This window comes from Leptodesmis sp., from assembly GCF_052746595.1.
The window spans coordinates 1-17,535 of sequence record NZ_JBRAGO010000023.1 but is presented as its reverse complement, the minus strand read 5'-3'; the positions used below and the strand labels follow the sequence as shown (position 1 = coordinate 17,535).

Annotated in this window: 20 protein-coding genes; 14 read left to right on the top strand and 6 right to left on the bottom strand. The window is 50.9% G+C overall.

Annotation, left to right across the window (positions count from 1 at the left end):
* Positions 1-57 precede the first annotated feature (57 nt).
* From ACUVQO_RS07195 to ACUVQO_RS07160, 8 genes are all read left to right on the top strand, one after another.
* A complete protein-coding gene (locus ACUVQO_RS07195) occupies positions 58-1,395 on the top strand; it encodes a D-alanyl-D-alanine carboxypeptidase (RefSeq protein WP_445925208.1) in 1,338 nt (445 codons plus the stop codon).
* Between the two features lie 96 nt (positions 1,396-1,491).
* Entirely contained in the window at positions 1,492-2,046 is a 555-nt protein-coding gene (gene rsmD, locus ACUVQO_RS07190; protein WP_445925207.1) for a 16S rRNA (guanine(966)-N(2))-methyltransferase RsmD, read from the top strand.
* A 464-nt stretch (positions 2,047-2,510) separates the two neighbouring features.
* Positions 2,511-2,666 carry a hypothetical protein gene (locus ACUVQO_RS07185; RefSeq protein ID WP_445925206.1) on the top strand — a complete coding sequence of 52 codons (156 nt, stop codon included), beginning with the start codon at positions 2,511-2,513 and terminating at the stop codon, positions 2,664-2,666.
* 9 nt (positions 2,667-2,675) lie between these two features.
* On the top strand, positions 2,676-3,434 hold the full coding sequence (locus ACUVQO_RS07180) for a HEAT repeat domain-containing protein (RefSeq protein ID WP_445925205.1): 759 nt from the start codon (positions 2,676-2,678) through the stop codon (positions 3,432-3,434).
* A gap of 64 nt (positions 3,435-3,498) precedes the next feature.
* Entirely contained in the window at positions 3,499-4,329 is an 831-nt protein-coding gene (gene mazG / locus ACUVQO_RS07175) for a nucleoside triphosphate pyrophosphohydrolase (RefSeq protein ID WP_445925204.1), read from the top strand.
* A 22-nt stretch (positions 4,330-4,351) separates the two neighbouring features.
* The gene (locus ACUVQO_RS07170) at positions 4,352-5,050 is read left to right on the top strand and encodes a phosphorylase family protein (protein WP_445925203.1); all 699 of its coding nucleotides are present in this window, start codon (positions 4,352-4,354) and stop codon (positions 5,048-5,050) included.
* 262 nt (positions 5,051-5,312) lie between these two features.
* Positions 5,313-6,686, top strand: a complete 1,374-nt coding sequence (locus ACUVQO_RS07165) for an FAD-binding oxidoreductase (protein ID WP_445925202.1) — start codon at positions 5,313-5,315, stop codon at positions 6,684-6,686.
* A gap of 145 nt (positions 6,687-6,831) precedes the next feature.
* Positions 6,832-7,146: an RNA recognition motif domain-containing protein gene (locus tag ACUVQO_RS07160; protein WP_233747929.1), complete on the top strand. Its 315-nt coding sequence runs from the start codon at positions 6,832-6,834 to the stop codon at positions 7,144-7,146.
* Between the two features lie 12 nt (positions 7,147-7,158).
* On the opposite strand, the gene ACUVQO_RS07155 is transcribed toward ACUVQO_RS07160, so the two are convergent.
* The gene (locus ACUVQO_RS07155) at positions 7,159-7,362 is read right to left on the bottom strand and encodes a hypothetical protein (protein WP_445925201.1); all 204 of its coding nucleotides are present in this window, start codon (positions 7,360-7,362) and stop codon (positions 7,159-7,161) included.
* Between ACUVQO_RS07155 and rpsU the strand changes: the two genes are divergently transcribed.
* The 4 genes from rpsU to tgt all read left to right on the top strand — a co-directional run bounded on the left by rpsU (position 7,361) and on the right by tgt (position 10,889).
* Entirely contained in the window at positions 7,361-7,537 is a 177-nt protein-coding gene (rpsU, locus tag ACUVQO_RS07150) for a 30S ribosomal protein S21 (RefSeq protein ID WP_233747930.1), read from the top strand. The two genes, ACUVQO_RS07155 and rpsU, sit on opposite strands and share 2 nt — an antisense overlap.
* An 85-nt stretch (positions 7,538-7,622) precedes the next feature.
* On the top strand, positions 7,623-8,156 hold the full coding sequence (ilvN, locus tag ACUVQO_RS07145) for an acetolactate synthase small subunit (protein ID WP_445925200.1): 534 nt from the start codon (positions 7,623-7,625) through the stop codon (positions 8,154-8,156).
* Positions 8,157-8,289: 133 nt separating this feature from the next.
* On the top strand, positions 8,290-9,474 hold the full coding sequence (locus ACUVQO_RS07140) for a serine/threonine protein kinase (RefSeq protein WP_445925199.1): 1,185 nt from the start codon (positions 8,290-8,292) through the stop codon (positions 9,472-9,474).
* Between the two features lie 308 nt (positions 9,475-9,782).
* On the top strand, positions 9,783-10,889 hold the full coding sequence (gene tgt / locus ACUVQO_RS07135) for a tRNA guanosine(34) transglycosylase Tgt (protein WP_445925198.1): 1,107 nt from the start codon (positions 9,783-9,785) through the stop codon (positions 10,887-10,889).
* A 107-nt stretch (positions 10,890-10,996) separates the two neighbouring features.
* Here the strand turns inward: tgt and ilvA are convergent, their stop codons facing one another.
* From ilvA to ACUVQO_RS07120, 3 genes are all read right to left on the bottom strand, one after another.
* On the bottom strand, positions 10,997-12,508 hold the full coding sequence (ilvA, locus tag ACUVQO_RS07130) for a threonine ammonia-lyase, biosynthetic (RefSeq protein WP_445925197.1): 1,512 nt from the start codon (positions 12,506-12,508) through the stop codon (positions 10,997-10,999).
* A 197-nt stretch (positions 12,509-12,705) separates the two neighbouring features.
* On the bottom strand, positions 12,706-12,987 hold the full coding sequence (locus ACUVQO_RS07125; protein WP_445925196.1) for a type II toxin-antitoxin system RelE family toxin: 282 nt from the start codon (positions 12,985-12,987) through the stop codon (positions 12,706-12,708).
* Position 12,988: 1 nt separating this feature from the next.
* Complete coding sequence (locus ACUVQO_RS07120) at positions 12,989-13,267, bottom strand: prevent-host-death protein (RefSeq protein WP_445925195.1); 279 nt, start codon at positions 13,265-13,267, stop codon at positions 12,989-12,991.
* Between the two features lie 525 nt (positions 13,268-13,792).
* Between ACUVQO_RS07120 and ACUVQO_RS07115 the strand changes: the two genes are divergently transcribed.
* Entirely contained in the window at positions 13,793-15,538 is a 1,746-nt protein-coding gene (locus tag ACUVQO_RS07115) for an ABC transporter ATP-binding protein/permease (RefSeq protein WP_445925194.1), read from the top strand.
* Positions 15,539-15,556: 18 nt separating this feature from the next.
* Positions 15,557-16,246, top strand: coding sequence for a 7-cyano-7-deazaguanine synthase QueC (gene queC / locus ACUVQO_RS07110; protein WP_445925193.1), 690 nt, complete (start codon positions 15,557-15,559; stop codon positions 16,244-16,246).
* On the opposite strand, the gene ACUVQO_RS07105 is transcribed toward queC, so the two are convergent.
* Complete coding sequence (locus tag ACUVQO_RS07105) at positions 16,243-16,872, bottom strand: response regulator (RefSeq protein WP_445925192.1); 630 nt, start codon at positions 16,870-16,872, stop codon at positions 16,243-16,245. The two genes, queC and ACUVQO_RS07105, sit on opposite strands and share 4 nt — an antisense overlap.
* A partial coding sequence (locus ACUVQO_RS07100; protein WP_445925191.1) for a sensor histidine kinase occupies positions 16,836-17,535 on the bottom strand: 700 nt, incomplete at its 5' end. The genes ACUVQO_RS07100 and ACUVQO_RS07105, both read right to left, overlap by 37 nt.

Below are 17,535 nucleotides of genomic sequence, written 5' to 3'. Positions count from 1 at the left end.
AACTCTAGCGAATTTTAGTCCGCCTCATTTTTGTAACTCCTTAAGGATAGGCAAACTGTGCTGGATCTGTTTAATTCCACACTTACCTCTGTCTGGCTGACGATGGCCGGAGTACCGGATTCTCTCAATTCAGCCGTCACCGTCTTGCAAAACACTCCCTGGTTAGTGGCTCCGGGAGAGGAGGTGGATCCAGACACTGAAGCGATCGTGCAACGCTATCTCAAGGAATTGGCAACCAAAGGACTGTTAACCAACGCCCAGGGAGTGTGGCTGCAGACTGGGCCTGCATTATTGGCCAGCAATCAAGGAACGACACCGTTGCCTGCTGCCTCTTTAACGAAAGTGGCTACCTCACTCGTGTCTTTAGCAACCTGGAGGCCAGACCATCGCTTTGAAACGTTGGTTAGTGCATCTGGGCCAATTCAGCAGGGCACGTTGTACGGCGATCTGGTAATTCAGGGCGGTGGCGATCCGCTATTTGTGTGGGAAGAGGCGTTTGCCCTGGGGAATACCTTGAACCGGATGGGTATTAACCGGGTCATGGGCAACCTGGTGATCGTCGGCAATTTTGCCATGAATTTTGAGGTGAAGCCAGACAAAGCGGGGGAATTGCTGAGGGAAGCATTGAATGCTGAAAGCTGGTCGGAGGAAGCCAGTTACCAATATCAGCAATTGCCTGCTGCAACGGTCAAGCCCAAAGTGGCGATCGCCGGAACCGTTCAGGTTGTGCCAGGAAATGGGGTTGCCGGAAACCTGACTCCCTTGCTGCGGCACTATTCTCTGCCCCTCAGTCAGATCCTCAAAAACATGAACATTTACAGCAACAATGTCATGTCCCAATCGCTGGCCGATCTGCTAGGTGGTCATCAGGTGGTGGCTCAAAAAGCGGCAGAGCTATCAGGTGCCCCAGCTTCCGAAATCTTGTTGGCAAATGGTTCTGGGCTGGGAGTGGAAAATCGCATCTCTCCCAGAGCCGTTGCGATGATGTTTATAGCCATCCAGCGGTATGTCGAGGAGCACAACCTGACGATCGCCGACCTGTTTCCCATCTCCGGTCGAGATCATCACGGTACGATTGAAGCTCGCAAAATTCCCACAGCTTCAGTGGTCAAAACAGGCACGCTGAATGATGTCAGTGCGTTGGCTGGGGTATTGCCCACCCGCGATCGGGGACTGATCTGGTTTACGATCATTAATCGGGGCACCGACCTGGAGGATTTGCGGCAACAACAAGATAGCTTATTGCAACGACTGACCACCCGTTGGGGAACAGTTCAACCCACTCCTGCTGCGATTGCCCCCCGCCAACCTTTACAAACAGCCAACTCAGTCAGTTCAGAGAATCGCAACGAGATTCTTTATAAACCAGCGGTAGAAGTTGGCAATCCCCAGTAAGAGAGTGAGGATTGGGGGTTGGGGATTGAGAGAGAAACACGATGCATCGCGTCTATTACCACCGGTCAATGTATTGAGCAAACCGGGAATCAAGCCATGAGTTTGCGCATCTATGGAAATCGTCTGCTGAAAACGCTGCCGGGTCAAGATACTCGTCCAACGCTGGCCAGAGTCCGGGGGGCCGTATTCAATATCTGGCAGGGAACGATCGCAGGTTGCCACTGGTTGGATTTATGTGCAGGCAGTGGTTCGATGGGAGCAGAAGCCCTGTGTCGGGGAGCCGTTCGAGTGGTCGGAATTGAACAATCCAGTCGGGCCTGTGGGCTGATTCAGCAGAACTGGCGGCAGGTCGCAGGCGAGGGACAAACGTTTGAGGTCATTCGCGGTGATGTGGTCAAGAAGTTACCGACTCTGGCAGGCCAGACCTTTGATCGAATTTATTTCGACCCACCCTATGCCTGCGATTGCTACGAGCCTGTATTAGCGGCGATCGCCCAGTATCATTTGCTGGCTCCAGAGGGGGAACTGGCCGTTGAACACAGTCCCGATCGAGATCCCTTCTCAGTACCACCGACTTTGGAAATCTGCCGCCAGAAGATTTATGGCAACACGGCCCTCACCTTTTTCCAGTGCCATCATCCAATCAGGTGAGCCTCTATTCACCCTCCATCTACGATGGTTTGCTCCGATTAGGCGAAGTGTAGCCTCCGTCTTGGGAGCTATCTTGAAACTGTAGAAAGAGCAGCTTAAAGGTTTACCAAGCTTACCTCTTTCAACCATCGAGTGTTGGGGGCGACACTCGATGCATCCCTGAGCAAAGATGGCCAGTCAAACCCTGTTGAGTTGAGCTGCGAGCGAGTTTGGGTACTCTTAGAAAACAAGTTTAAGTTCAGATCTTGGTTCCGACCTCCTAGAGTGAGACTTCCCTGCAGCGGATGATCGCCGCAGGGATTTTTATTGCCCTCTAATCTCACCATCCTTAGGAGGCTTTTTGATTAATGGAACGAACGCTCAGATGAGAACATTTTGTAACATCACAATCATGCCAGTTCGTTTAGTATCTGGCGGTTAAAACCGCGACTACACTCACAGCGGCACGCTTTCAAGAACAGGCAATGGCTATGCAAATTGGCTTTATAGACTATATTTGCAAACCCTATGATGTCGAAACGCTGGAGGCTGCGATCGGAAAGTGTCTGGCGCATTCCCTCCCCATGGCGCCCAACGAGGTGACTGCTGTCACTGTAATTAGCTCCCCCTCTGTGCTGTAAAGTTGTCTTATGTACGATGAAGACGACGATTTAACATTCCTTAACAAGGACGATTTAGATAGCCCCCTGGATCACATGGCCCCTGTTGATGCCGAGGCAGAAGCAGCGAAACCGGATCCAGAGGAAATGCTGGCATTGCTAGAGTCGCCACAGACCAATCAGCGGATGTTGGCTGCTCGTGCCTTTTGTGAACTTCAAGACGAACGGGCGATTCCTCACCTGATCCGGCTGCTTAAGGATGGGTGCCCCCTGGTAAGGGTCAGTGCTGCCTATGGGTTGGGGCGGAATCCCAGTCAGGAAGCCGTTGATTCTTTGGTGGTTCAGTACAACCGTGATTGGAATGGGTACGTCCGCAAGGGCGTGGTCTGGGCCCTAGGAAATTGTCGCGATCGCCGCAGCCTTCCCACGTTGATAGAGGCCATTAAAACCGATATTCCGGCAGTGCGGCTGTGGGCAGCCAGTTCCCTGGCGCAAATGGCATCTGTTGGCTACGAGGCTGTGATTGCTGCTATTCCACCCCTGTTAGAAGCGCTGAGACGAGATCCGATTCCCGCCGTTCGCAGTAACTGTGCCTGGGCTGTCGGCCAACTATGCCGGGAATTGCCTTCTAATGTGGTATATGCTACTGCGATCGATGGGCTGCTGGAAGCGATCGTAGAAGATGAAGATTTGGGGGTTCGCGAAGATGCCAGAGCGGCCTTACTGCGAGTAGGGGATCCACGCGGACTGCAGCTGATTGAGGATCTGGAACAGGAAGGACTTTTGTAAGAGTTACAAGTCGGACATGGCCACCTACACTTAGAATTTAGAACTCCAAACTTACAATCTTTGCATGGCTAATTCTGACAGTTCAGCCTCTCCCATGGATCTGCTCAATGCCGTTCAACATCTAGTGGACGTGGTGGCACGATTGCGATCGCCAGAAGGGGGATGTCCCTGGGATTTGGCTCAAACCCCTGAAAGTTTGATCCCCTACGTGATTGAAGAAGCGTATGAAACCGTAGATGCAATTCGTAGTGGTGTTCCTCAAGCGATTTGTGAAGAACTGGGAGATTTGTTGCTGCAGGTAGTGTTGCAGGCGCAAATTGCCAGTGAGTTGGATCAGTTTACGTTGCGAGAAGTGGCCCAGGGCATCAGCGATAAACTGATTCGTCGCCATCCTCACGTCTTTGCGGATGTAGCTGTTGAAACCGTGGAGGATGTACACCGCAACTGGGAACAGATTAAAGCCGTGGAAAAAGGGCACGATCCCCAGGTTGTTCCACCCCTGAGTCAGAAGTTAAGCCGCTATTCTCGATCGCTCCCCCCCTTAATGGCCAGTATGAAAATTTCTCAGAAAGCCGCTGCTGCTGGGTTCGAGTGGGAAACCATAGAAGGGGTCTGGGATAAATTCAACGAAGAACTGGCCGAATTCAAAGAAGCGCTGGACAGCACGGACAAAGCCCATCAGGAAGCCGAACTGGGCGATTTATTATTTACAATCATCAACATCGCCCGCTGGCATGACCTCGATCCCAGCACGGCTCTGCAGGGCACCAACCAGCGGTTCATTCAACGGCTGCAGTTAATGGAACAAGTGGCCGATCGCCCTTTGGAAGACTACACCCTGGCCGAACTGGAAACCCTCTGGCAACAAGCCAAAGCGACTCTAAAACAGGCATAGTGTTAGTCATTGGTCATTTGTTTTGAGCCACTTGAACCCTTCCATCCACCTCATCCTGGTGCCCCAAGGGGCAGAATACCGTGCCGTGTGCCAGGGTTTACGCGGAGTCAGCCACCCTCCATCCGTGTTGCCTGTCCCTGCTGGGCCTATCCCTCTGGCGCGACATTTACAAAAGCTATGGGAAGTTGGAGTCGTGACGGCGGGGCAAAGTGTTCTGGTGATGGGAGTATGTGGGGGGGTAGCTCCAGATCTGGCCGTGGGCGATCGAGTCGTGTATCAGAACTGTGCCACTACCACAGAGGATGGTTCACGGCTGGAGTGCGATCGCGCATTGACCGAGCAAATCCACCAGCATCTGATGGGCGAGGTTAGAGTGGTTCAGGCTGTAACCAGCGATCGCGTCATTGCAACTCCGGCAGATAAACAACAGTTAGCCCAGCAATTTAAAGCTGATGTGGTGGATATGGAAGGCTTCCCGGCATTGTCCCTGCTGCAGTCTTGGGGAGTGGCTGTGGCAATGGTACGGGTCGTCAGTGATGATAGTCAGCACCCCATTCCCGATCTTTCCTCGGTCTTTGATGAGCAGGGTTCCCTGCGTCCTCTGGTGCTGGCTCGTGCTCTGATACGACAGCCGATCGCGGGCTTTCGCCTGATTCAAGGTTCCTTAAGGGGCTTCCAGCAGTTGCAAGCCGTAACCAGGCGTTTGTTTATTCCCAGGTAGCCGCATTCCGATCGTTGCCCATGAACAATTCACTGGTTCCTGATCTGTTACGCTGCGAAAAAACATGGCATTCTGAACAGATAAGCAGGTGGACACAATCAACTTCTAGAGCAGGATTGTCATTGGTCACTGGTCATTAGTCATTGATTATTGGCTGTTTATAAATGACGAAGGGCAAACGACAGTCTCATTTAGCATTTGTTCTTACCAACCTACCTAACGGATGCTGCCTGTTCATCAACTAAAAGACTTGAGATTGGCCATGACTCTTAGCCCAACACAGTCCCTGAATCTGGATGCCCTGATCGCTGATCTGGAAGGATTGGAACTGATTACCGATCCGGTGCAAGTCACCAAGCTTTCCCAGGACTATTACACCTACAGCCCGGTGTTGCAGGAAGCCCTGCACGATAAACGTGGGGATTTAGTAGTGCGGGCCATGAGTGAGGCGGATGTTCTACGGGTAGCCAAAGCGTGTGTGCGGCATAAAGTTCCCCTGACGGTGCGGGGAGCAGGCACGGGAAACTATGGTCAGTGTGTGCCTTTGGAAGGAGGGGTAATTTTAGATTTGTCGGGAATGCAGCAGGTTAAGTGGATTAAACCTGGCATCGCTTGTGTAGAACCGGGAGCAAAGTTAGCCGCGATCGACAAGCAAACCCGGGAAACTGGCTGGGAAATTCGTATGGCTCCCTCGACTTATCGCAAGGCAACGATCGGCGGCTTTATTGGTGGCGGCAGTGGCGGCGTAGGGTCTGTCACCTATGGGCAGTTGCGCGATCGGGGGAATATTTTGGCACTGCGGGTCGTAACGATGGAAGATGAACCGCAAGTGATTGAGTTGCGTGGGGATGATGTCTATAAAGTGGCCCATGCCTGGGGGACAAATGGTATTATTACCGAACTGGAAATTCCCTTGGGGCCTGCCTATGCCTGGGCAGAAGCGATCGTCGCCTTTCCCGACTTTATGACCAGTGCCCGGTTTGGGCAGGCTCTCAGTAACAGCGACGGCATTATCAAAAAACTGGTTTGCATCTGTGCCGATCCGATTCCCACTTACTTTGCCGCTTTAAAGGGATTTATTCCAGCGGGAAGCCATGTGGCCCTAGTGCTGGTAGCTGAATGTTGCCTGGAGCCGTTTGGGGAATTAGTCAAGGAATTTAACGGTCAACTCTGTTATCAGAAAAGTGCTCAGGAGGCCAGCAAAGGCATTACCTTGGTGGAATATTCCTGGAACCATACCACGCTCCATGCCCGCAGTGTAGATCCCACCCTCACCTATCTCCAAACCTTGTTCCCCGCTGATCCAGAACTCAAGGTGGTGGAGCATCTCTATTACCATTACGGAGATGAGGTGATGATGCATCTGGAGTTTTTGCGAGTTGGGGGTATGGCCCGTCCGGTTGGATTGCAAATTGTGCGCTACTCCACTCCTGAACGATTACAGGAGATTATGAATGATCACGAATCAGTGAATGCGTATATCTTCAACCCTCACACTTACATCCTGGAAGCAGGGGGAAGGAAGACCGTAGATGTGCAGCATTTGCAGTTCAAAGAAAAAGTAGACCCCTACGGTTTACTGAATCCAGGAAAAATGCGGGCCTGGATAGAAAAGCAGCACCCGAAAAGTTACTAAATCCTTACGGGATGTGTGCTTAACCTCTGATTGTGTTATGCTCGAGCGCAGTAAGGATTATTTTCGGTTGTTTAATTCGCTTCATAAAAGTTTGCGGCGGTTCTCCGAATTTAACTCTTCGTTTTTTTGACTTCGGAGATTGACCATGTCAGTTTATGTCGGTAATTTGTCCTATCAGGTCACTCAGGACGACCTCATTGAGACGTTTTCTGAGTACGGGAAGGTTGTCAATGTGCAGCTTCCCAAAGACCGGGAAACGGGCAGAATGCGGGGGTTCGCCTTCGTTGAAATGTCTTCGGAAGATGAGGAGACTGCTGCAATTGAAGCTCTGGATGGAGCTGAATGGATGGGACGCGACCTGAAAGTAAATAAGGCTAAGCCCCGGGAAGATAGACGCTCTTCAATGGGTGGCGGTAACAGAGGAGGTGGTAGCTTCGGTCGCAGCGATCGCCGCTACTAAATGCTTCAGTAATCATTTGTAGGTTAAGTTAGCAGAGCCTAACCCATGTTGTTGCAGGGAGTGGCGCATGGCTAACGTCACGCATCCTACATTTAAGCTCTGTCTATCTATCTGGCAGAAGGCTTCCTGTCGCTTTAATGTGCCTGCTGTGGCTTGAAGCTTTCTGCTTTGTCTTTGTTCAAAAATCAGCCCAATCATCCAGGAGAATTGCAACATGACTCAGATAGTCGTTGGAGAAAATGAAGGGCTTGAGTCGGCGTTGCGTCGATTTAAGCGGCAGGTTTCCAAAGCGGGAATTTTCCAAGACATGCGGAAGAATCGCCACTTTGAAACTCCCCTTGAAAAAGAAAAGCGGAAAGCGATCGCTCGCCGCAAAAAGCGGTTCCGTTAAGGTTATTAGAGTATTAAGCAGGTTTAGATCTGGTGCTAGTCCACGATAAAATAGAGGGCTCTACAGAAACATGGCAGTAGGATCCATGAAGCACACGTTATCAGTATTGGTTGAAGATGAAGCTGGGGTTCTGACCCGCATCGCTGGATTGTTTGCCCGTCGCGGTTTTAACATCGAGAGTTTGGCTGTAGGCCCAGCAGAACAATTGGGAGTCTCTCGCATCACAATGGTTGTTCCCGGAGATGACCGGATCATTGAGCAGTTGACCAAGCAACTGTATAAGCTGATCAACGTTTTAAAAGTGCAGGATATTACAGAAGTGCCCTGTGTTGAGCGGGAATTGATGCTGATGAAGGTCAATGCCAATAGCTCGAATCGTTCTGAAGTGGTGGAACTAGCTCAGATCTTCCGGGCACGAGTTGTCGATGTCGCAGAAGATTCATTAACTCTGGAAGTGGTGGGCGATCCCGGTAAGATGGTGGCGATCGTGCAGGTACTAAATAAATTTGGCATTCGAGAAATTGCCCGCACAGGTAAGATTGCGCTAACTCGTGAATCAGGGGTCAATACCGAATTTCTCAAATCTCTGGAATCAAAAGTTGAGGGAGTGGTTCGTTAGGTTCCACCCCTATTGCTATTCCCTCCTACCACGTCATTTATTGGCTAACATCTCCCTCACTCCGGAAATCCTGGGTTGCTTGAGACTGAAATCCGGAGTTACATAGAAGATCTGTATAGGCTGGAGAAAGGCGATGGCAGGACAGATTTTGGGCGATCGTTATCAGGTCGAACGGCAGATTGGCAAGCAGACTGGACGTTGGACTTTGCTGGCCCGCGATCTGCAAACTCAGGAACAGGTTGTCCTCAAGCTACTGTTTGTGGACGAAAACCTGGAATGGGATGATCTGAAGCTCTTTGAGCGGGAAGTTGAAATTCTCCAGTCCCTATCTCATCCGTCAATCCCTCGATATCTGGGATATTTTGAACACGAGTTGCCTAATGCCAGAGCACTGGTTTTGCTCCAGACTTTTGTAGATGGCAAATCCCTGGAACAGTGTTTGCAACAGGGGCGGTTATTCAGTGAAGCAGAAGCTAAGCAATTGGCAAAAGCACTTTTGAATGTGCTTATCTATTTGCATAACCGATCAACCCCCATCATTCACCGGGACATTAAACTCAGTAATATTCTTTTGGCAAACCGTCAGCTTTATCTGGTGGACTTCGGCTCGGTCAAGCGGATCTCCGGGAATGACACCACCGCTTTTACCATCGTTGGCACTTATGGCTATATGCCTCCTGAACAGTTTAGCGGGCGGGCAACCCCTGCCTCTGACCTGTATAGTTTGGGAGGAGCTATTCTGGCATTGGTCACGGGAACTCATCCTTCTAGCCTGCCGCGATCGGGAACTCGCATTGATTTTAGTCAGATTACAACCATCACGCCTGAGTTTGCCGATTGGTTGAGTTGGCTATATGAGCCAACCTTAGACCGTCGGGTCAAAACTGCGCAGGAAGCCTTACAGGCTCTCACTCAAGGACGGCAGGCTGTTTCCCCTAAGCCTGCCCCTGCGATCGCTCCCGTTCAGCAACCTGCCGACACTAAAATTACCATCACTAAAGAACCCACGTTTCTGGAAGTGAGTTTGCCCTCCCGTCTAGGACAAACTCAATTGCAAATTGATCAACAGCAGATTACGTTGACCAACAAGCGCTTAGGGATTGCTACAGGTCGGCCTCACGTCATCCCCCGTAAAGAGATCACTCGCTTAGAATGCCGTCCTACTCCATCCCACTCTGCATCTTCTGAAGAACCCTCTCTGACTTTGTGGGCAGGAACTCAAAAATATGAGCTGAAAGGCAATCCGCCCCTCACAACTCAGGAAATCAATTGGTTGGCTTATGAACTGTCAACCTGGTTAAAAGTACCTGTGGTGTAGGGGAGGGCGAGCAGTGGCAGGTGAAGAGATGATGGGATGACTGTCAAAAGGGTTCCTTACGCGGATTAATACAAACGGGTGATGTGCTTTTCCCAAATTGTCTCTGATAAATCAACAATTCACTCGTTAAAAAAGGTCGGAAATTGGATTGTCCCTAACGAGATGGAGCTAAGGTAGAAGTCATCCCTCATTTGTTACTGCGGGTAACAAATGAGGAATCAGAAGCGGGCTTGCTCTCAATCAAAAATGTCCCTGATTGAGGGAAGAAGTGGCACAATGATAAGTCTGTGAGTCGTGGCTAACTATTCTTGGATACCTCTTTTTCCTTCCAACTACAGACAACTTGCCGCCATACCCATGCCAGGGTTGGAGTTTTCTCAACACCACATGGCCCGGTAGAAACTCCCCGATTTATGCCCGTTGGCACATTGGCTAATGTGAAAACCCTTACACCGGATCAGCTTCGGGGGACAGGGGCACAAATGGTACTGGCCAATACCTATCACCTGCATTTGCAACCCGGTGAAGGGATTGTGGCGGAGGCAGGAGGGCTACACCGCTTCATGGCCTGGGATGGTCCCATGCTGACCGATTCCGGTGGATTTCAGGTATTCAGCTTAAGCGAGATGCGGACGGTCGCCGAAGAGGGTGTGACCTTCCGTTCTCCTCGGGATGGACAGATGATTCACCTCTCTCCCGAACGCTCTATTGCCATTCAGAATGCTCTGGGAGCCGATGTAATCATGGCTTTTGATGAATGTCCCCCCTATCCGGCCAGCCGAGAAGATGTTATTGAAGCTACAGGGCGTACCTTTCGCTGGTTGAAACGCTGTATTTCAGCCCACGATCGCTCCGATCAGGCATTGTTTGGAATTGTTCAGGGTGGCGTGTATCCCGACTTGCGAGAGTTTGCCGCCAAGCAATTGGCCGACCTGGATTTGATTGGCTACGCGATCGGCGGTGTCAGTGTGGGCGAACCCCCAGAACTGATCGAACGCATTGTCCAGGCCACCGCCCCCCTCCTGCCCGCTGAAAAGCCGCGCTACTTGATGGGTGTAGGAACGCATCGGGAAATTGTGCAAGCGATCGCCGCTGGTGTGGATCTCTTTGATTGTGTGATCCCCACTCGTCTGGCTCGTCATGCCAATGCCCTGGTTCAGGGAGAACGCTGGAATATGCGAAACGCCAGATTTCGCCAGGACTTCAGCCCCTTAGACCCCCAGTGTGGCTGCTATACCTGTCAGAACTTCACCCGCGCATACCTGAGCCATCTGTTGCGATCGCAAGAGCTACTGGGTTACACTCTTCTTTCCATTCACAACATCACCGAACTGGTGCAATTCACCCAACGAATTCGGCAGGCAATTTTGCAGAATTGCTTTATAGAAGAATTTGGACATTGGCTGAAAAGTTAAGAGTAATTTGAATGGGCACGCCACTCGGGCTGGCGATCTCGTCGATGTGTGGGCACTGAACAGTCAGGTCTGCCGCTCTGGGTTTGTCAATCCCAAATGGCCTCGCCTTATCCCAAAAACAATTTGTAGGCTGGGTTCTGGCTTTCATCCCAATAGCGATAGCCCAGTGTATCCAGAAAACTTTGCCATTCGGCCATCTCATGGGGGGGCACCTGCATGCCCACGACGATGCGCCCGTAATCGGCCCCGTTATTACGGTAATGGAACAGGCTGATATTCCAATCGGGACTCATGCAACTGACGAACTTCATCAAGGCTCCTGGACGCTCGGGAAATTCAAAGCGGTACAGTAGTTCATCATGAGCCAGGGCAGAATGGCCACCGACCATGTGCCGCAGATGGAGTTTGGTCAGTTCATCATCCGTTAAGTCGATCGTTTTGAAGCCGCACTGCTCAAAACTTTCCACCATGCAGGCGGCATCTGCCCGATTCTCAATCTGCACACCGACAAAAATGTGCGCTTCCTGGCGATCGGCAATCCGGTAGTTAAACTCCGTCAGACTGCGTTTGCCTATACATTCGCAAAACTTGCGTAGGCTGCCTGGCGTTTCGGGAATGGTGACGGCAAAAATAGCTTCCCGGCGTTCCCCCAGTTCTGCCCGTTCCGCCACAAATCGCAGACGATCGAAGTTCATATTCGCGCCACAGGCCACAGCCACCAGGGTTTGATCGTGGATTTGCTCCCGTTCTACGTAAGCCTTGGCTCCTGCGATCGCCAGTGCCCCAGCAGGTTCCAGAATCGATCGGGTGTCTTCAAACACATCCTTAATCGCGGCACAGGTATCATCCGTATCCACTAGGATGATTTCATCCACATACTGCTGGCAGAGGCGAAAGGTTTCTTCCCCCACTTCCCGCACCGCTACCCCATCGGCAAATAATCCCACTTGAGGCAAGCGCACCCGCTGTCCTGCCATTAAGGACTGCGCCATGGCATCGGCATCCACAGGTTCTACACCAATAATTTTGATCTCCGGACGAATGCGCTTCACGTAGGCGGCAATCCCGGAGATCAACCCCCCACCGCCGATCGCGACAAAAATCGCATGAATCGGTTGCTGCCATTGCCGGAGAATTTCCATGCCGATCGTCCCTTGTCCGGCAATCACATCCGGGTCATCAAAGGGATGAATGAAGGTCAAGCCTTTTTCCTTCTCCAGTTGACGGGCATAGGCATAGGCATCATCGTAGGTATCGCCATGTAAGATCACCTCTCCCCCCTGTGCTTTCACCGCATCTACTTTCACCTGCGGTGTGGTCACAGGCATCACAATCATGGCCCTGGTTCCCAGTTGGCGGGCACCCAGCGCCACTCCCTGAGCATGGTTCCCCGCGGAGGCTGCAATCACGCCTTGAGCCAGTTGATCGGGCGGCAACTTGGCCATTTTGTTGTAAGCTCCCCGTAGCTTGAAGGAGAAGACAGACTGCATATCTTCCCGCTTTAGCAGCAGCTTGTTATTTAACCGGGCCGAGAGGTTGGGGGCTACTTCCAGTGGGGTTTCTTGAGCAACATCATAGACACGGGCCGTCAGAATCAGTTGCAAATAATCACATAGCATGGAGGGTGATGGAGGATGCGAAAGGTTGGATGGAGTCCAATTTTACAGCAACGGAGGTTGTCATTCGTCATTTGTCTTTGGTCATTTATGCAGAGAGAGGGCACTTTCAAAACCAGCAAGCGATCGCCGGATAGAAAGGAGCGATCGCGGCTAGAAAGAATTTCACCTCGAACAAAACGGAAGAGATTGCTTAACAATTAACCCAATAATCGCTTAAGTTGTTTATACACCTCATCGTCATTTCGTTTGCCAACTAAAAGCACCCCAACTAAATCCTCATCAACCTTGAAGCGATAGACAATATGATACTCACTGCTGTCCACCCGGTAATAGCCAGGATAGTCTGAGAGTTCTTTGCTGTCCGATGGATGCAGATCGATATTTAATGCCATGACCTTCTTAGCAATTTGAGCTGCAATTTTCGGTTCTAATTGCTTTAGAAAGTCGAGAACAGTTTCAAGACCGTCTAGCTTCGCCATATTACCTGTTGTAATTCTCTATTGCAGCCAGACGCTGAAGTTCTGCCATAAAAGTTTCTGAACCAACCATAAAGGAATTGTTCAAAGCAGTTTCAGCCAATTGCCCTAAAGCAATTTCTTCTAAATTCGATAGCTGAACTATTAGCTGTTGGCAATCCTGAGCGGATAAGACAACATATTTGGGTTGAGTCCCTTCTGTCAGAAATACGGGTTCAACCTCAGCCTGCTCTAGAAGTTCTTGTTGGCGATCGCGGATTTCTTTAAGAGGGTAGCTCTGCATAGTACAGTGGCCTTGAACAATTTACCACTACTGTAGATTGAGAAAGCAACAGTTCTTCCCAAGTTGAAGTGCCCGCTCCACTAATCCTGAACTACGGCCGATCGTCCATTGGCTTTGGTCTTTTAGGTGATCATATATACCTAGTACACATCTGTTTAACTGTGAGATAGAGGACGTACTTTTGATCCATAGCGTGTTCAGTTGCTGATTCAGCACGTTTCCAGGCAAACTATAGCAGTCCTAAACGACTAATCGTACTCTCCCACCCAATCCCCTTTTTGCTATTGTCCTCTCCTCTGGAGATCGTTCTTCACAGCCGAGCTTTTACTAATCAGCTTGAAAATAAAAATAGTCTCAACTTCTGTTGAAGAAAAACGTATGAGGATAGGAAATCAAACGCTTTGGATAATTTTTCCTGCTGTGGGGTGGACATTACCTGAGAAGTTTGCTCCATAATTGCAAAATGGCTGAAGTTTTCACCTTTTGCCTTCTGCCCTCTGCCGTTTGTCTTTTAAGGAATGATCAATGGATCGATTAAATTTTCAAGTATTCCAGCAGTTTTGGACGATCGCCAAACCCTACTGGTTCGGGGATGAAAAATGGCAGGCCAGAGGCTTTTTGCTGGGAGTGGTGCTGTTGTTGTTGACCTATACGGGATTGAGTGTGGTGCTGAACAACAAGCGGGGTGTCCTGATTTCCGCCCTGTCTGCCCAGGATGAACCGCGTTTCTGGCAAGCGATTCTGATTTTTCTGGGCGTGCTGGTGGTCTATGCGCCGCTGTTGGCTGGATATAATTACCTGCGCGATCGCCTGAGTTTGCAATGGCGACGCTGGTTGACACATCAATTTGTTGATCGCTATTTTTGCGACCGGGCCTACTACGATTTGCAAATTACCCATACCGAAATTGACAATCCGGATCAACGGATTGCCGAGGATATTCGCAGCTTTACCCAGGAATCCCTTACCTTTCTGCTGGTGTTGGTGGAATCGGTGCTGGCGATCGTTGCTTTTAGTAGCGTTCTGTGGGGCATTTCCCGATCATTGGTGGTGTTTCTGGTACTGTATGCCCTGATTGGCACCCTGGTCACTTCAGTCATCTTTGGTAAACCGTTGGTGCGACTCAACTTTGAGCAGCTTAAAAGAGAAGCCAATCTTCGGTTTAGCCTGGTGCGGGTGCGGGAGAATGCCGAAGCAATTGCTTTTTATCGTGGTGAGGAGCGAGAATCCAATCAGGTGAAATATCGGTTTCTGGATGTTTTTGACAATGTAAAACGGTTACTGATTTGGGAATTAAATTTGAATGCACTAACGAATACCTATGAATTTATTCCCTTCATCCTGCCCGCTCTGGTTGTAGCTCCAGCCATTTTTGCAGGTGAGATAGAGGTGGGAAAAGTCTCTGAAGCGCAGGGAGCATTTATTCGCGTCTTTTTCTCGCTTAACGTGGTAGTAGCCCGCTTCCAGGCATTAACAACCTTTGGGGCCGGAATTAATCGTCTGTATACCTTTGCCGAATTCCTGGCTCAGCGGGAAGCCGCTTTAATCTCTGATACACTACCTGCTGCCACCTCGGATACATCCTCAAAAACACCAACCCCACAGCCGAAAATTCAAATCCGGCAGGGTGATCGGGTTGCCATCGAGCATCTCAGCTTGCAGACACCTAATTATCAACGCACCCTGATTGAGGATTTATCGGTCGAGTTATCCGCAGGCCAAGGATTACTGGTAATGGGGCCAAGTGGATGTGGCAAGAGTTCTCTGTTACGGGCGATCGCAGGCTTGTGGAATGCTGGCAAGGGGGTGATCGTTCGGCCTGAGTCTGATCAAATCCTGTTTCTGCCGCAGCGCCCCTATATGGTTCTGGGAACTCTTCGGGATCAACTCCTCTACCCCAATACTCACTTACAAGTTGACGATCAACACCTAAGACAAGTCCTAGAACAAGTGAATTTGGCGGGATTGGACGATCGCTTTGGGGGCTTTGAGGCCGAGGAAGATTGGGCCGATGTCCTCTCATTGGGAGAACAGCAACGGCTGACCTTTGCCCGCTTACTCCTTAACAAACCCCAATATGCCATTCTGGATGAAGCAACCAGTGCTCTGGATATCAGTAACGAAGAATGCCTATATCACCACTTACAAGCAATGGGCACAACCTTCCTCAGCGTCGGTCATCGCCTGTCCCTGACCCACTATCATCAATTGGTATTGGAACTTTCCCAGGATAAAACCTGGCAGATAAAAGCGTTAACTGCAGCAGGATAAGGGGAGAAGAGTAGAGATATGCCTAGTCCCAAAGCTGTTGTCTTACTTTCTGGCGGTTTGGATTCTGCCACTGCTGCGGCTCAGGCGATCGCGGATGGCTATGAGCTAATCGCCCTGTCGTTTCGCTATGGGCAGCGGCACGATCGCGAGTTGCTGGCGGCTCAGCAGATCGTTGCCCATCTGGGTATCCAGGAACACTTTGTACTGGAAGTGAACCTGGCGCAATGGGGCGGTTCAGCGTTAACTGATGCCGCCATTGATGTTCCGACGGCTGGGGTGCAGCCGGATGTCATTCCGATCACCTATGTACCGGGACGAAACACGGTGTTTCTGGCGATCGCCCTATCCCTTGCTGAAGCCAGGTCAGCCACTGCCATTTACCTGGGAATCAATGCCGTTGATTACTCAGGTTATCCCGATTGCCGACCAGAATATCTGGAAGCGATGCAGCATCTGGCGACTTTGTCCTCTAAAGCAGGACTGGAGGGAAACGCTCCGCAACTGGTTGCGCCCCTGGTAAGGGATTCTAAAGCTGATATCGTTCGCCGTGCCCTGCAACTGGGAGTGCCTATTTCCTTGACTTGGTCGTGTTATCAGGGAGGCGAGGAACCCTGTGGACTGTGTGACTCTTGCCGTATCCGCGATCGCGCCCTGATTGATGCCGGTAGATCCGATTTGGCTACAGCGATCGGTCAAAAGTTGCACTAAAGTTTCATCGCCTGCTGGAGTAGCTGCAGAATTTGTTCCAAATCAAAGTTGTCTAACTTCTCCAGCAGTAAGGTTGCTAACTGCGGCTCCTCTGCCGCTACGACCCCTTGCAGCAGCCCTGTCAACTGTTTACTGTCTAATTCCAGCGTCGCTTGATACAGTTGCTGCAATAACGATGGTGGCAAGCACCGCAGGGCCGCAATCACATCCAACTCACTGGTCACAACCGGGCTTTCCGTCGCTGCGGCATATACATACTCTACTGCCAGATAGGCCCTCATCTTCTCCAATAACTCCGCCTCCTGGAATGGCTTCCGCACAAAGTCATCACACCCAGCCACTAACACCCGCACCTGGTCTTCTTCAAATGCACTCGCTGTTAAGGCGATGATAATCGTCGGCACAACCTCTGCTCCACGCTGCCGTTCTCGCGCCCGAATCTGTCGCGTCGCTTCATAGCCATCCATCCCTGGCATCCGCATATCCATCCATATCAACTGCGGCTGCCACTCCTCCCAGAGCGCAATGACGGCTTCGCCAGTTCCTGCTGACTGCACCGCAAATCCCAGAGATTGCAGCAACTGCACCATCAGCAGTCGATTCGTCTCCGTATCTTCGGCCACCACAATTCGGTAGCTGGGTTGTTGGCCGCAATGCCCACGATCGCAGGCCCGCAAGTAGCTTGATACTCTGTCCCCTCTACTGGCTGAACTGGGATGCTAAAGCCAAAGCACGAACCAACTCCTACCGTACTGGTGACGCTCAACTCTCCCCCCAGCAATTGCACAAACTGGCGGCTGATCGACAACCCCAAGCCTATGCCTTCCTGAAAAGTCTGCCGCCTGCGGGATTGCGTAAACGGTTCAAATAAGCTTTCCAACTCTTCGCTGGCAATGCCAATCCCGCTATCGATGACTTGAAATTGCAGTTCCACTGCTGCGGCCAGTTTTCCAACCTGAGGGCTAACATGCAGTTCCACCTGTCCGGCGGGGGTAAACTTGATCGCGTTGCCTAGCAGGTTGATTAACACTTGCCGTAATTTGTTTTCATCGGTTCTGACATAGTGCGGCAGTCCAGTGTCCCGCTCAACAACCAGTTGCAATCCTTTCTCCCGCGCCCGCATCTGGAACATTTCCTCCAGCCGGTCGAGCAGCATGTATAAGTCAAAGCTACTCGGTTCCAAATGAATTTGGCCCGCTTCAATCTTGGACATTTCCAGAATGTCATTCTCTGAATGACCGAGCAGGATGAGTGCTGTTTCCCAGTAAATTAATTGACTACTCCCCGGC

Bases quoted from the DNA above. Each gene is read 5' to 3' on its own strand.
- ACUVQO_RS07180 (WP_445925205.1), top strand. From the start codon at position 2,676: ATGTACGATGAAGACGACGATTTAACATTCCTTAACAAGGACGATTTA.
- ACUVQO_RS07160 (WP_233747929.1), top strand. From the start codon at position 6,832: ATGTCAGTTTATGTCGGTAATTTGTCCTATCAGGTCACTCAGGACGAC.
- ilvA (WP_445925197.1), bottom strand. From the start codon at position 12,508: ATGCTATGTGATTATTTGCAACTGATTCTGACGGCCCGTGTCTATGAT.
- queC (WP_445925193.1), top strand. From the start codon at position 15,557: ATGCCTAGTCCCAAAGCTGTTGTCTTACTTTCTGGCGGTTTGGATTCT.
- ACUVQO_RS07165 (WP_445925202.1), top strand. From the start codon at position 5,313: ATGACTCTTAGCCCAACACAGTCCCTGAATCTGGATGCCCTGATCGCT.
- ACUVQO_RS07115 (WP_445925194.1), top strand. From the start codon at position 13,793: ATGGATCGATTAAATTTTCAAGTATTCCAGCAGTTTTGGACGATCGCC.
- mazG (WP_445925204.1), top strand. From the start codon at position 3,499: ATGGCTAATTCTGACAGTTCAGCCTCTCCCATGGATCTGCTCAATGCC.
- ACUVQO_RS07155 (WP_445925201.1), bottom strand. From the start codon at position 7,362: ATGTTGCAATTCTCCTGGATGATTGGGCTGATTTTTGAACAAAGACAA.
- ilvN (WP_445925200.1), top strand. From the start codon at position 7,623: ATGAAGCACACGTTATCAGTATTGGTTGAAGATGAAGCTGGGGTTCTG.
- rsmD (WP_445925207.1), top strand. From the start codon at position 1,492: ATGAGTTTGCGCATCTATGGAAATCGTCTGCTGAAAACGCTGCCGGGT.
- rpsU (WP_233747930.1), top strand. From the start codon at position 7,361: ATGACTCAGATAGTCGTTGGAGAAAATGAAGGGCTTGAGTCGGCGTTG.
- ACUVQO_RS07120 (WP_445925195.1), bottom strand. From the start codon at position 13,267: ATGCAGAGCTACCCTCTTAAAGAAATCCGCGATCGCCAACAAGAACTT.
- ACUVQO_RS07140 (WP_445925199.1), top strand. From the start codon at position 8,290: ATGGCAGGACAGATTTTGGGCGATCGTTATCAGGTCGAACGGCAGATT.
- ACUVQO_RS07125 (WP_445925196.1), bottom strand. From the start codon at position 12,987: ATGGCGAAGCTAGACGGTCTTGAAACTGTTCTCGACTTTCTAAAGCAA.
- ACUVQO_RS07185 (WP_445925206.1), top strand. From the start codon at position 2,511: ATGGCTATGCAAATTGGCTTTATAGACTATATTTGCAAACCCTATGAT.